General features: G+C 64.0%; 14 protein-coding genes. 11 read left to right on the top strand and 3 right to left on the bottom strand.

Going from position 1 to position 12,186, the window contains the following annotated elements; translation table 11 throughout:
• The first annotated feature begins 2 nt into the window (after positions 1 to 2).
• The 7 genes from ACZ0AJ_RS12570 to ACZ0AJ_RS12540 all read left to right on the top strand — a co-directional run bounded on the left by ACZ0AJ_RS12570 (position 3) and on the right by ACZ0AJ_RS12540 (position 5,950).
• On the top strand, positions 3 to 1,490 hold the full coding sequence (locus ACZ0AJ_RS12570; RefSeq protein WP_499454835.1) for a cytochrome P450: 1,488 nt from the start codon (positions 3 to 5) through the stop codon (positions 1,488 to 1,490).
• Between the two features lie 122 nt (positions 1,491 to 1,612).
• Positions 1,613 to 1,873 carry a hypothetical protein gene (locus ACZ0AJ_RS12565; RefSeq protein ID WP_499454833.1) on the top strand — a complete coding sequence of 87 codons (261 nt, stop codon included), beginning with the start codon at positions 1,613 to 1,615 and terminating at the stop codon, positions 1,871 to 1,873.
• A gap of 114 nt (positions 1,874 to 1,987) precedes the next feature.
• Complete coding sequence (locus ACZ0AJ_RS12560) at positions 1,988 to 3,325, top strand: amidohydrolase (protein ID WP_499454991.1); 1,338 nt, start codon at positions 1,988 to 1,990, stop codon at positions 3,323 to 3,325.
• Positions 3,326 to 3,347: 22 nt separating this feature from the next.
• A complete protein-coding gene (locus ACZ0AJ_RS12555; RefSeq protein ID WP_499454989.1) occupies positions 3,348 to 4,505 on the top strand; it encodes a branched-chain amino acid ABC transporter substrate-binding protein in 1,158 nt (385 codons plus the stop codon).
• A gap of 200 nt (positions 4,506 to 4,705) precedes the next feature.
• On the top strand, positions 4,706 to 5,290 hold the full coding sequence (locus ACZ0AJ_RS12550) for a PEP-CTERM sorting domain-containing protein (RefSeq protein ID WP_499454987.1): 585 nt from the start codon (positions 4,706 to 4,708) through the stop codon (positions 5,288 to 5,290).
• Positions 5,291 to 5,357: 67 nt separating this feature from the next.
• On the top strand, positions 5,358 to 5,585 hold the full coding sequence (locus ACZ0AJ_RS12545) for a hypothetical protein (protein ID WP_183557602.1): 228 nt from the start codon (positions 5,358 to 5,360) through the stop codon (positions 5,583 to 5,585).
• A gap of 5 nt (positions 5,586 to 5,590) precedes the next feature.
• Complete coding sequence (locus ACZ0AJ_RS12540; protein WP_499454828.1) at positions 5,591 to 5,950, top strand: translation initiation factor Sui1; 360 nt, start codon at positions 5,591 to 5,593, stop codon at positions 5,948 to 5,950.
• 16 nt (positions 5,951 to 5,966) lie between these two features.
• Here the strand turns inward: ACZ0AJ_RS12540 and ACZ0AJ_RS12535 are convergent, their stop codons facing one another.
• Together ACZ0AJ_RS12535 and ACZ0AJ_RS12530 are read right to left on the bottom strand one after the other, a co-directional pair.
• Positions 5,967 to 6,443 (bottom strand): hypothetical protein, encoded by a 477-nt coding sequence (locus tag ACZ0AJ_RS12535; protein ID WP_499454827.1) that lies wholly within the window; start codon positions 6,441 to 6,443, stop codon positions 5,967 to 5,969.
• Positions 6,444 to 6,556: 113 nt separating this feature from the next.
• Positions 6,557 to 6,913 (bottom strand): cupin domain-containing protein, encoded by a 357-nt coding sequence (locus ACZ0AJ_RS12530; RefSeq protein WP_499454826.1) that lies wholly within the window; start codon positions 6,911 to 6,913, stop codon positions 6,557 to 6,559.
• Positions 6,914 to 6,988: 75 nt separating this feature from the next.
• Here ACZ0AJ_RS12530 and ACZ0AJ_RS12525 point away from each other — a divergent pair, with 75 nt between their 5' ends.
• Complete coding sequence (locus tag ACZ0AJ_RS12525) at positions 6,989 to 7,834, top strand: AraC family ligand binding domain-containing protein (RefSeq protein WP_499454984.1); 846 nt, start codon at positions 6,989 to 6,991, stop codon at positions 7,832 to 7,834.
• Here the strand turns inward: ACZ0AJ_RS12525 and ACZ0AJ_RS12520 are convergent.
• On the bottom strand, positions 7,805 to 8,779 hold the full coding sequence (locus ACZ0AJ_RS12520; protein ID WP_499454822.1) for a LysR family transcriptional regulator: 975 nt from the start codon (positions 8,777 to 8,779) through the stop codon (positions 7,805 to 7,807). The genes ACZ0AJ_RS12525 and ACZ0AJ_RS12520 overlap by 30 nt on opposite strands.
• A gap of 140 nt (positions 8,780 to 8,919) precedes the next feature.
• On the opposite strand from ACZ0AJ_RS12520, the gene ACZ0AJ_RS12515 reads away from it, so the two are divergent.
• Genes ACZ0AJ_RS12515 through ACZ0AJ_RS12505 form a run of 3 tightly spaced genes read left to right on the top strand, consistent with a single transcriptional unit; the run spans position 8,920 to position 12,125 of the window.
• On the top strand, positions 8,920 to 10,095 hold the full coding sequence (locus tag ACZ0AJ_RS12515) for an MFS transporter (protein ID WP_221290818.1): 1,176 nt from the start codon (positions 8,920 to 8,922) through the stop codon (positions 10,093 to 10,095).
• A gap of 4 nt (positions 10,096 to 10,099) precedes the next feature.
• Positions 10,100 to 11,080 carry an LLM class oxidoreductase gene (locus ACZ0AJ_RS12510; RefSeq protein ID WP_499454821.1) on the top strand — a complete coding sequence of 327 codons (981 nt, stop codon included), beginning with the start codon at positions 10,100 to 10,102 and terminating at the stop codon, positions 11,078 to 11,080.
• A gap of 46 nt (positions 11,081 to 11,126) precedes the next feature.
• On the top strand, positions 11,127 to 12,125 hold the full coding sequence (locus ACZ0AJ_RS12505; protein ID WP_258834903.1) for an EthD domain-containing protein: 999 nt from the start codon (positions 11,127 to 11,129) through the stop codon (positions 12,123 to 12,125).
• The last annotated feature ends 61 nt before the right edge of the window (positions 12,126 to 12,186 follow it).

Here is a 12,186-nt window from a genome sequence, read left to right as displayed (position 1 = left end):
AGATGAACAAACACCATCGCAACTTGCTGCTCGCAGGTGCCCTTGGCCTGGCTGGCGGCCTGGTCGCCACCAGATTGATGACGCGCGCGCGCGGCGCCCCAGGCACCCGCGAGGGCGAGCTGCCGACCGCCGGTGTGCTCGACACGCTGGCCCTGGCCGTGGACGTGCTGGCCCCGACGTTTGCCAAGGGCGTGATCATCCGCCGCCCGGCCGTGTTGGCGCTGGCCGAACGGCTGGAGCTCGACCGGCGCGCGATCGGGCGCATGCAAAAGCTGCGCAACAAATATGGCAGCGGCCCGCTGATGCTGCCGCTGCCGATCCGCAAGCAGGCGGTCATCCTGACGCCCGAACATGCGCGGCGTGTGCTGGACGAGTCGCCCGAACCGTTTTCTGCCGCCAGCAGCGAGAAGCGTGCGGCGTTGTCGCACTTTGAACCGCACGGTTCGCTGATCTCGCAATGTCCCGAGCGGACTGCACGGCGCCGCTTCAACGAAGACGTGCTCGAGCATGAACGCGCGGTGCACCACATGGTCGATAAATTCCTGCCGGTGGTCGACGACGAAGCAGGGCGCTTGCTGGCCAAGGCCCGTACCCAGGGCGAGCTCGACTGGGACACGTTCAACGCCGGCTGGACGCGCATGGTGCGGCGCGTTGTGTTCGGCGACGCTGCTGCCGGCGACCAGACCATCAGCGACATGATCATCGAGTTGCGCAAGGCGGCCAACTGGGCCTTCATGCATCCAAAGAAGACCGGTCTGCGATCACGCTTCCTGGCGCGCATCCAGGGTTATCTCGACCGTGCCGAGCCGGGCAGCCTGGCGGCCGTCGCGGCCAGCGTGCCCCAGAGCGGCGACACGATGGCCAACCATCAGGTGCCGCAGTGGCTGTTCGCGTTCGACGCTGCCGGCATGGCCACCTTCCGCGCGCTGGCGCTGCTGGCGGCGCATCCGGAACAAGCGGCGCGCGCCCGCGCCGAGTTGCGTAGCCATCCGGGCATCGAACGCCAGTACCTGCCATTTCTGCGCTCGACTGTTCTCGAATCGCTGCGCCTGTGGCCGACGACGCCGGCGATCCTGCGCCAGAGCACGCGCGCGACGCAGTGGGAAGGGGGCACGATGCCCGAGGGCACCGGCATCCTGCTGTTTACGCCGTTCTTCCACCGCGACGACGGGCGCATGGACTGCGCCGACCGGTTTGCGCCGGCGTTGTGGCTGAAGGATGACAAGGTACGCGATGTGCAGGACCGCGACTGGCCACTGGTGCCGTTCAGTAGCGGGCCGGTGATGTGCCCGGCGCGCAATCTGGTGCTGATGCTGACCAGCGTGATGCTGGGCGCGCTGATTGGCGAGGATGACGGGATCCACGGGCTGACGCCGTCGCAGCAAGGGCGGCTGGACCCGGCGCGCTTGCCGGGGACGCTGGACAATTACAGCTTGCGTTTTGTGGTCCGGGCAGATAACGACGTCGGTACCACCAAATCGTTTGATTGAGCCAGCCAGCAGCCGCTCCAAGCTTGTCGATGCGCTCCCGATTCGGTACGGCCGTCTGCAAGCGTGCGGTTGCCATGTCCATGCTATGTTGGGTTCCCATTTCCTTCCGGAGTACAAACACCATGATGTTCAATCTTAAATTTCTTGAGAATAACGTCGCGATCGACCAGGACACCTGGACCGCATTGGCGACGACAGGCAGTGATGCATCGCTGGAGAACGTGCGGGCCGCCATTCTCGGCGTGCTGGAAAGCGGCGGCACCTTCACGGTCGAAGACAGCAATGACCAGGTCGTGCGGCGCGTGGAAACGTCAGCCGAGTTCGAGGGCTATATGCAGGAAATCGCGATGCAGCGCGACCAGTTCCAGCAGGAGCAGGCATAAGTTTTCACACCGCTCGGTGTCGAATCACCCCCGATTTGCCAGGTAATCGTGCGCGGCAGCATGCAGGTAGAATGAATCGGAACTGCCTCTTCCCAACTTTCGAAGCGAGTCACGATGTCATTTTCACGCACCTTCCGCCGCACTATCCTCGCCGCCAGCCTGCTCGCTGGCCTGTCCCAGGTTGGCGCGCACGCCGCGTCGCTTCCGGCGCCGTTCGACACCCAGCTGGCGGCCGACTTTCCCAAGCTCGAAGCCTTCTACCGTGACCTGCACGCCAATCCCGAACTCGGCTTTGCGGAACACAAGACCGCGGCCAAGCTGGCCGAACGGGCCAAGGCGCTCGGCTTCGAGGTAACTACAGGCGTCGGTGGCACCGGCGTCGTGGCAATCCTCAAGAATGGTCCGGGGCCGACCGTGATGCTGCGCACCGAGATGGATGCGCTGCCGGTGCTGGAAAAGACCGGCCTGCCGTTTGCCAGCAAGGTCACGACGAAAAATGCCGCCGGCGACACCGTGCCGGTGGCGCACGCCTGCGGCCATGACCTGCACATGGCTGCCTGGTATGGCACGGCAAAATTGATGGCGGAGAACCGCAAGGCGTGGAGCGGCACGCTGATGCTGATCGGCCAGCCGTCCGAAGAAGCGTTGACCGGCGCCGCCGCCATGCTCAAGGACGGTCTCTTCACGCGCTTCCCGAAACCGGATTACGCGCTGTCGATGCATGACGACGCGTCGATGGCATCGGGTACGGTCATGTGGCACGCCGGGCCATTCCGCGCGTCGGCCGATACCGTCACCATCACGATGTTCGGGCAGGGTGGCCATGGCGCCGTGCCGCACGAGACGCGCGACCCGGTGGTGATGGCAGCGCGGCTGGTGATGGCGCTGCAGACCCTGATCTCGCGCGAAAACAATCCGCTCGACCCGGTCGTGATCACGGTCGGCAGCATCCAGGGCGGCACGCAGGCCAATATCGTGCCGGACCAGGTCAAGCTGGCGCTGACGGTGCGCACCTTCCGGCCCGAAGTGCGCCAGCGCGTGCTGGCCAGCATCGCCCGCGAAGCCAAGGGCGAAGCGCTCGCCGCCGGCGCGCCGAAGGAGCCGCTGGTGGAAGTCAAGACCGGCACCGATTCGGTGGTCAACGATCCGCAACTGGTGGCGCGCGCCGTCAAGGCGGTCGAGCAGGCCGTTGGCCCGGACTTTGTGAAAGAAATGCCGGCCAAGATGACGTCCGAAGACTTCGCCATGTATGGCCAGCAGCCCGGTGTCAAGGCGCTGCTGCTGCACGTGGGCGCGGTCGATGCCGGCCGTCTCGAGGCAGCGAAAAAGGCTGGCAAGCCCTTGCCGGGCACCCACTCGCCGCAATGGGCGCCGGATCTGAAGCCAACGCTCACCAATACCATCAAGGCCGAGACGGCGATCCTGCTCGACCTGATGGCGCCACAGCGCTAAGCGCATCTTCATAAGGCCCGTCATGCATTTCCCTGTCTTCGCCGCTGCATCCTCGCTTGTCCTTGCCGTTGTACCGCTTGCCCAGGCCCAGCCTGCAGGCAAGGTTGTGCAAGTCAAAATCGGTACGGTGTCGCCCCTGTCCGGCCCCAGCGCCCATGCGGGCAAGGACATCGAAAACGGCGCCCGCATGGCGATCGATGACCTCAACGCGAAAGGTATTGTGCTTGGTGGCAGCAAGGTCCAATGGGTCTTGCAGCCCGAGGACGACGGCGCCGATCCCCGCACTGGCACAACGGTCGCGCAAAAGCTGGTCGATGCGAAGGTGGCGGCCGTCGTGGGGCACCTTAATTCAGGCACGACCGTGCCGGCCTCGAAAATCTACGCCAATGCCGGCATCCCGCAGATTTCACCGGCGGCCACGACGCCCGTCTACACCAGCCAGGGGTTCAGGACGGCGTTTCGCGTTGTTGCCAATGACAACCTGATCGGCCGCACGCTGGCCACGTATACGCTCAGCACGCTGAAAGCAAAAAAGATTGCCGTGATCGATGACCGCACGGCCTTCGGCCAGGGACTGGCGGACGAATTCGTCAAGGGCGTCAAGAAGGCGGGGGCGGGCACAAGCGTGGTCAGCCGCCAGTTCACCAGCGACAAGGCCACCGATTTCAGCGCCATCCTGACCCAGATCCGCGCGCGCGATCCGGACGTGATTTTTTATGGCGGCATGGACGCGGTGGCCGGGCCGATGCTCAAACAGATGAAGGCGCTCGGACTGCGCGCCAAGCTTATTTCGGGCGATGGCGTCTGCTCGGAAAAAATGCCGCTGCTGGCCGGCGACGCGCTGGTCGACGACAAGGTCTACTGCGTCGTGGCGGGCGGGGTTGGTGCCGCACAGGAAGCGGGCCTGAATGCGTTCACACAGCGTTACCAGCAGCGCTACAAGCTCCCGGTACAGTCATATGCGCCGTATGCCTACGATGCGGTGATGGTCTTCGCGAAAGCGATGCAGAGCGCAAATTCGAGCGATCCAGCCAAGTTCCTGCCGGCGCTGGCCGCCGTCAGGCACGAGGGCGTTACCGGCAGCATCGCCTTCGATCGGAAGGGCGATTTGCGTGACGCCGCGATGACGATCTATACCTTCCGCAAGGGCAAGAAAGTCAGGCTGGCCGTGCTGCGCTGACGTGCAGCGATCAACCGGAACCAGCCTGTTCCAGACTTGCAGCAACCGGGAATCCATCGGGATTCTTTACAGTCAGTATTTATGAAAATGTAAATACGATAGAAATCAAGCGCCTGGAATAACGGCACGGTAATTGCTCTGTAGCGTGTGCTCGATCAAGTTTCCCTTTGACACAACGCAAGCTTTTTACAGGACCTGCCATGACTATGTCTTACCGTTCTACTCTGGTGCGCCAGGCAACCAACGCCGCCATGCTGGCGATCGGCCTTTTCGGCGCGACGCTGGCGCAAGCCGGCCCGCTCACCTTCACCGACACGACGGTCGGTGGCCCGACATGGAACCGTCCGCTGAGTACCACCACGCTCAGTGGGGTAGGCACCAATGTCGCCTACGATGTCAACCGCATCCGGGTCGACCAGACCGGCAACTACACGTTCTTCAGTCAAAGCCTGGTGCCAGCCGGCTGGGACAACTATCTCGTGCTGTACGCCAATGCATTCGCTGCTTCCTCACCCTTGGCGAACCTGATCGCGCTGAATGACGATCTCACCACCGGCAGCTTCGGCCAGGCTGGATTCACGATTGCCTTGTCCGCCGGGATCGATTACTTTCTGGTCGAAACAGGATTCAGCAACGCCAGCGCTGGCAGCTACAGTACGGTCATCACGGGCCTGAACGGCGGGACTGCAACACTTGCCAACGTAACCGATGTGCCGGAACCGGCCACGATGCTCCTCCTTGGTCTTGGCATGGCCGGGCTCATGGCCGCCCGCCGCCGCACGTAGCACCGGTGTCGGCCGACCTGGCGCTGGTGGTAGGATGCTGCTTTCGTTCAGAAGTCCAGAGGAAGCAATGACCATATTCGCCATGTCCGTCTTCGATGCAACCGTGATTTACGACGGCAAGGAACTCTTCAAGGGGCAGGGCGCCGCCACTGGCTGGGCCGAGAAGCTTGCGAAGGAAATCGAGAGCCGCGTCACCGTCGAAAAGATCGGTACCGGCTGGGCGCTGGTGGGGCGGGTCGACGGCGTCGATTGCCGTTGGGGCATCATGGGGCAGCGCCTCAAGCGGCTGGACTAATCGCCATGCGCAGTTCGAACGGCGGTCTCGTCTATTCCACGGAAACGGGCCGCATGTGCCCGGCCTGTCGCCAGCCTGTGGCGCAGTGCACGTGCAAGACAGCTGCAAGTGCTGCGCCAGTCGGCGACGGCAATGTGCGTGTGTCGTTGCAAAGTAAGGGGCGGGGCGGCAAGAGCGTCACTCTCGTCAAGGGCGTGGCGCTCGATCCGATGGCCCTGGCTATGCTTGGCAAGCAGTTACGTACTGCCTGCGGCGCCGGCGGGACCGTCAAGGACGGCGTGATCGAAGTGCAGGGTGACCATTGCGACACCGTTCTGCAGGCACTCGCCAAACTCGGGCATCGGGCAAAGCGGGCCGGCGGCTGACGCCGGCCCAGGTACATCAGTAGTCGCGTGTGGCGCGCGTTGCCAGCGCCACCACGGCAATGCCTGCCGTGACGATCAGCGCATCTTCGATCAGGCCGCTGCGGGTCTGACCGATCTTGGCAATCGCCTGCTTGCGGGCGGCCAGCGTGGCATACGCGAGTGGCACGGCAGTTGCGACGGCAACCGCAGCGCCTGCCTTTTCACGACCTTCTGGCGCCAGCGCCGCACCGGCGATGCCGGCGCTGGCAATGCGTGCCAGCAGGCCAAGGAACACGGTGCGGTCCGGCGCCGACTTCATCTTGTCGCCGTACAGTTCGCCGGCGCCCATGGCCAGTGCGCCGTACTTGAACAGCGGGCGATCCAGCAGCATGAGGTTACCCGACGTGTTGCGGCCGGCAAGGCGTGCGGCGGCAAGCGTGGCCATCGGGGTCATCGAGCGGGCGCTGGCGACGGCGCCAATCAGGGCGGAAGAAAGCAGGCTGGTAGATTTCATGGTAATTCCTAGGCAAGTTGTGTTGTTCGATACATTGTTCAACTGAATGCAAAATTGATTCAGTTGCCTTGTTTTTAACACAAAATCGAAAAACAGCCTGTTCTGTAATGACGCTAGATCATCCGGCGCGGGGCCGCTGTAGCCAGGTCGCCGCTGTTGGGTGTACCAGTGCGCTCGATCAGCATGATCTGCGCTTCATGGGGCGCGCGGGGCCGGTGCCGCACGCCTTGCGGGACGACGTACAGCTGGCCCGGCCCCAGCGTCACGGTCGTGCCGTCGTCGAGATCGATCTCCAGACTACCGGCGAGCACCAGGAAAAAATCGTCCGAATCGTCGTGCACATGCCAGTGGTAGTCGCCACGCAATTTGGCGACCATGACGTCGTGACCGTTGAACAGGCTGACCGTGCGCGGTTGCCAGGCTTCGGTGAATGTGGTCAGTTTGCCGGCCAGGTCGATTGCAGCGCTCATGCGTTCTCCTTCAGTGAAAAAGTGAAAACGCCATGGTGCGCCTGCGGGCGGGCAGGGGTCTTGTACAATTGTCGCATGCACCCCGCACCCGCCCGGCCAGTGAACGACACCACCTTTTCGGCACTGGCCAGCGGCATTACGCTCATGCAGGCAAGCTTCACCGATCACGCATTCGAGCGCCACAGCCACGATGGTTTTGCGATTGGCGTGACCACCGCCGGGGTGCAGCGGTTTCGCTGCAAGGGCGCGCAGTACGACAGCCAGGTGGGCGACCTGGTCCTGTTCAATCCGGATGAAGACCATGATGGCAGCGCCGGCACCGCCGACGGGTTCCGCTATGCGATCTGGTATGTGCCGGATGCGTTCGTGGCAAGCTGCATCGCGCCCGAGGGCGAGCGCGCCGATGGACGGTATTTCACGCGGCCATGCGTAACTGACCACCAGATGGCGGCGACGTTTGCGCAGCTGTCCAGCAATTTGCTGGCAACGCCTGCCGAGTCGCTGCGGGCGGAAACGCTGCTGCGTGCGTTCCTTGGCACGATGCTGGCGCGCCATGGCGAGCGTCCCGGCGCACCGGTTGTCCGGGCCGGCGCATTCGCCGCCGATGCGCGCATGGCGCAGGTCAGGGACTATATCCGCATGTACTTCCAGCGCGATATCACGGTGGCCGACCTGGCCGCCGTGGCCAGCGTGTCGCGCGCACATCTCACGCGCGCGTTCAGCGCCGCGTATCACACGCCGCCGCACGTGTACCTCAATTCGGTGCGCGTCGCCCATGCCTGCACGCTGATCCGGGGCGGCATGCCGCTCGCGGCGGTGGCGCCCGAATGCGGCTTTGCGGACCAGAGCCACCTGACGCGGCGCTTCAAGGGCTGTGTCGGCGTCACCCCGTCAGGCTGGCGCGACAGGCTGCGGCGCTAGCGCGCCTGCTGCGTTATCAGCTACGTCGGTCGCCGCAGGCCGGATCGTCAGCGTCTGCGCAAAGTGCGCGATCAGCGCCGTTACCTTGGGCGCGTGCTGGCGGCTGCGCTGCCACACCAGATACAGCGGCAGGCCGGACGTGGCCAGCTCGGGCAGGATTCTCACCAGGCTGCCATCGCGCAGCTGCTGCTCGACGAGCCAGGTTGCCAGCTGCGCGATGCCCAGTCCCATCTCCACGGCCGTGACCTCGGCCTCGGCCTGTCCCAATATGATGCGCCCGTTCACGTGCTGGCGCGCCAGCGGCAGGGCGCCATCCTTGATCAGCCACGGACTCGTGCTGCCGTCGGCGCGGCCGTACAGAATCGCGTCGTGGCCCAGTAACGCTTCCAGCGTCTTTGGCGCGCCGTGCCGCGCCACGTAGGCGGGCGAGGCGCAGAAGACGAGCTCTTCGTCACCAAGATGCTGATAGCACAGCGCCGCCGGCCAGGTGTCCGAGCCGCCGATGCGCACCACCACGTCCAGGCCATCCTCGACCGGATCGACGAAGCGATCGGTGAACGACACGTGCGGTTGGACCTGCGGATACTGCTCGGCAAACGCCAGCAGCGACCGCACGGCGTGCATGCGCCCGAAGGTGGCCGGCATGTCCACGCGCAGCCGGCCCGACGGGGCGATATGGTCGTGCGCCAGCAGCCGCTCGGCCGCTTCAAGTTCGTCCAGCACGCGCACGCAGACCTTGTAGAAGACGTTGCCGGCATCCGTCATCTCGAGCTTGCGCGTGGTGCGGTCGAACAGCGGCCGTTTCAATCGCCCTTCGAGCCGGGCAATGGCCTTGCCGACGGCAGAGTTGGTCAGATTCAGCCGGTCGGCAGCCGCTGTGAAACTGCCGGCATCGGCCACGGCAACGAAGGTCTCAAGGCCTTTCAGGCGTTCTGCGGGTGTCATTGGCTTGCTCCTAGAAATTTATTCCACATGATGCGGGAATTCTTATCCAACACCGGAATTTTTATCTCTTATATCATGACAGTCAGATAATTACAGGAGTTTTCGCAATGCCCAATTCATCTACCACCACCGTCGATACGATGGCGGACAAGCCTCAGGCGACTGGCGGCACACTCTCCATCACGATTCTGGCCATCGCCGCGTTTGTCATCGTCACCACCGAATTCCTGATCGTCGGCTTGCTGCCGGCACTGGCGCGTGACCTGTCCATCACGGTGGCCACGGCGGGCCAGCTCGTGACGCTGTTTGCCGTGGTCGTCATGGTGTGCGGCCCATTCCTGACGGCGTGGCTAGCCAACGTCGACCGCAAGAAGCTGTTCGTCGCCGTGCTGGTGCTGTTTGCAGCAACCAATGCGCTGGCCGCCGTCGCGCAAAACATCTGGGTGCTGGCGCTGGCGCGCCTGCTGCCGGCACTGGCGCTGCCCGTGTTCTGGGGCACCGCCAGCGACACCGCAGCCCAGATTGCCGGTCCTGAAAAAGCCGGTCGCGCCGTGTCGACCGTGTATCTCGGCATTTCGGCCGCGATGCTGTTTGGTATTCCGCTCGGCACGCTGGCGGCAGACGCCATCGGCTGGCGTGGCGCGTTCGGCCTGCTGGCCGCGCTGTCGCTGCTGGTGGCCGTGCTGATGTTCTTCAGCATGCCGACGGTGCGCGCATCGCAGCCGGTTGCCATGCGCGAACAGGCAAAGATCCTGAAAAGCCCGTTCTTCATGGCCAACGTGGCGCTGTCGATCTTGGTGTTCACCGCCATGTTTACGGGTTACACCTACCTGGCCGAGATGCTGGAGAAATCGGCCGGCGTGGCGCCGGCGCAGGTTGGCTGGTGGCTGATGGGCTTTGGTGCAGTGGGCCTGATCGGTAACTGGCTGGGTGGCCTCTGGGTTGACCAGAAACCGCTGGCCACCACCGCCATCTTCAGCCTCGTGCTGGCAGCCGGCATGGCTGCGTCGATGCTGTTCGCCGGTCTGAGCATTGGCTTTGCCATCGCGCTGGGTGTGTGGGGTATTGCCAATACCGCGCTGTATCCGATTTGCCAGATCCGCGTGATGAAGGCGGCAACCGGCGCCCAGGCGCTGGCCGGCACAATCAATGTCTCGGCGGCCAACGGCGGCATCGCGCTGGGCGCCGTGATCGGCGGCCTTGCAGTGGCCAACTGGGGTGCGGGCAATGTCGGTTACGTGGCTGCGGGCATCGCCGTGCTGGCTGCGCTCGCGACCAGCCTGGTGGCACGCATGAATCCACCTACCAAGGCATAACATCATGGCACTCGCACCCATTGGACCGTTGCCGGCCGAACTGGCAAGCCATGCCGGCTACCAGCGTATCTTCAAGCCGGGCAAGCTGACCTTCGGCTTCATCATGCCGCTCGAAGGCTATCCGGATTCGCCGTTTCCGACACTGGCCAATCACCAGACGATGGCGCGCATGGCCGATGAGGCCGGTTTCTCGACCCTGTGGCTACGCGACGTGCCGTTCTACGATCCCAACTTCGGCGATACCGGCCAGGTGCTCGACCCGATGGTGTACATGGGCTTTCTGGCAGCGCACACGAGCCGCATCGCGCTGGGTACGGCCGGCATCGTGGCGACGCTGCGCGAGCCATTGATCGTGGCCAAGCAGGCCGTGTCGGTCGACCAGTTGCTGGGCGGGCGCCTGGTGCTGGGCTTGTCGACCGGCGACCGGCCCGTCGAGTATCCGGCGTTTGGCCTGGACTTCGATAACCGCGGCGAGCGTTTTCGCGAAGCGTTCGGCCTGATCAAAACGGTCACCGAACAGGACTTTCCACATGCGCGCACGGCGCACTACGGCAACCTCGATGGCGGCATCGACCTGGTGCCCAAGCCGGCGGCGCCGCGCCTGCCGATGATCGTTGTTGGCCGGGCGCGCCAGGACATGGCGTGGATTGCCCGGCACAGCGATGGCTGGATCTGGCATCTGAGCGACTTTACCCGCCTGCCGCAACTGATCGAGGCATGGCGCGCCAGCCACGAGCCGGGGCAGTGGGTGCGCCCGTACGGCTACGGCACGATGTTCGATCTGGCGGAAGACCCGGATGAGCCGATGCGCTTCGTGCGCAATGGCATTCGTAGCGGCCGCCATGCATTGGTCGAGCTGTTTTACCATCAGCAGGAACAAGGCGTGAGCCACGTGGCGCTGAACCTGAAGCCGCTGCGCCGGCCGGCGCACGATGCGCTGGCCGAACTGGCAGAGCACGTGCTGCCACTGTTTAACGCCGACTGATTTTTTACCATTGTCTTTTAACGCACGATCAAGAAAAAGGAATGTCATGACCATTGATTTCGACCGTAGCGACAACCTGCAACGCCCACCGATGGGCCAGACCCGCGATCCGATTACGCATCCACTGATCGTCACGGCGACCTTCGTCAGCCGCGTTGACAGCACGCCGCGCAGTGAGCGTCCGCAAGATGCCGGCTCAGCCAAAAGCAAGCACGGCAATGAGGTGCATCTGCCGAACTGGCGTCCCGGCGCGCTGGCGCTGGAAGGCAATGAAAACCTGGCGTTCGAGCACTGGGACGAATACTGGCGCAAGGTCCACGGCCCGAAATTCGCGTGGGATGAGCCGGGCAGTTCGTCCGAGCGCGTGCTGCGCTACGATCAGGTACACCGTATTGCCTCGGGCCCGTCGTCGTTCTTCCCGCCACCGTACCGCGCGATGATCGGCGACGATGGCAAGCTGCCGGCCGAGCCAGAAAAATGCGTGCCGCCGTATGGCCGCCCGCGCTGGGATGGCCTGGCCTACATCACGTATGCCGAACAGGACGATATCGAGCGCGTGCTGGGCCAGGAGAAATTTGCCGAGCGGATCATCGCCGATGAGCAAGTGGCGTTTCGCATGGTCACGCGTGAAATCACGCGCGAATACATCCTGATCCCGAGCGCGCGTCACCGCGATCCGATCAGCCTGGTCAAGATCCACATGCGCAACCCGGACCTGTCGCGCGAAGAATTCCAGCGCCGCCTGTTGGACGAGCACGCGCCGCTGGTCATGGGCCAGTCGGCAACGACCGAGTTCGTGAAGCGCTACGCGGTGCTGCTCAATATCGGCTCGACCCAGAAGGACCCCGAAGGCAGCAAGATCGATGCGGTCTCGATCCTGTCGTTCGCGTCACTGAACGATGTCGAGGATTACCTGGTCAGCAGCGACCATGAGGCGATCGCGCAATCCGAAGCGGCGCTGACCGGCGAAGGCTCGGAGTGGTGGACGGCGATTAACTACAGCGTCATGAATCGCCTGATGCCGGAAGTGGCCACCGAGCGCTGACCGGCTACGGTAGAATCACGCCAACGCCGGTCGCGCCGACCGGCGGTAACGTGATACGGGG

Source organism: Telluria sp. AC161, assembly GCF_979258535.1.
The sequence above is the reverse complement of the archived record's forward strand: the minus strand, read 5'-3'. Positions and strand labels throughout refer to the sequence as shown.

Coding starts and splice junctions, on each gene's coding strand:
- ACZ0AJ_RS12540 (WP_499454828.1), top strand. CDS start 5,591: ATGCGCAGTTCGAACGGCGGTCTCGTCTATTCCACGGAAACGGGCCGC.
- ACZ0AJ_RS12570 (WP_499454835.1), top strand. CDS start 3: ATGAACAAACACCATCGCAACTTGCTGCTCGCAGGTGCCCTTGGCCTG.
- ACZ0AJ_RS12525 (WP_499454984.1), top strand. CDS start 6,989: ATGCACCCCGCACCCGCCCGGCCAGTGAACGACACCACCTTTTCGGCA.
- ACZ0AJ_RS12535 (WP_499454827.1), bottom strand. CDS start 6,443: ATGAAATCTACCAGCCTGCTTTCTTCCGCCCTGATTGGCGCCGTCGCC.
- ACZ0AJ_RS12565 (WP_499454833.1), top strand. CDS start 1,613: ATGATGTTCAATCTTAAATTTCTTGAGAATAACGTCGCGATCGACCAG.
- ACZ0AJ_RS12555 (WP_499454989.1), top strand. CDS start 3,348: ATGCATTTCCCTGTCTTCGCCGCTGCATCCTCGCTTGTCCTTGCCGTT.
- ACZ0AJ_RS12560 (WP_499454991.1), top strand. CDS start 1,988: ATGTCATTTTCACGCACCTTCCGCCGCACTATCCTCGCCGCCAGCCTG.
- ACZ0AJ_RS12510 (WP_499454821.1), top strand. CDS start 10,100: ATGGCACTCGCACCCATTGGACCGTTGCCGGCCGAACTGGCAAGCCAT.
- ACZ0AJ_RS12550 (WP_499454987.1), top strand. CDS start 4,706: ATGACTATGTCTTACCGTTCTACTCTGGTGCGCCAGGCAACCAACGCC.
- ACZ0AJ_RS12530 (WP_499454826.1), bottom strand. CDS start 6,913: ATGAGCGCTGCAATCGACCTGGCCGGCAAACTGACCACATTCACCGAA.
- ACZ0AJ_RS12505 (WP_258834903.1), top strand. CDS start 11,127: ATGACCATTGATTTCGACCGTAGCGACAACCTGCAACGCCCACCGATG.
- ACZ0AJ_RS12515 (WP_221290818.1), top strand. CDS start 8,920: ATGGCGGACAAGCCTCAGGCGACTGGCGGCACACTCTCCATCACGATT.
- ACZ0AJ_RS12545 (WP_183557602.1), top strand. CDS start 5,358: ATGACCATATTCGCCATGTCCGTCTTCGATGCAACCGTGATTTACGAC.
- ACZ0AJ_RS12520 (WP_499454822.1), bottom strand. CDS start 8,779: ATGACACCCGCAGAACGCCTGAAAGGCCTTGAGACCTTCGTTGCCGTG.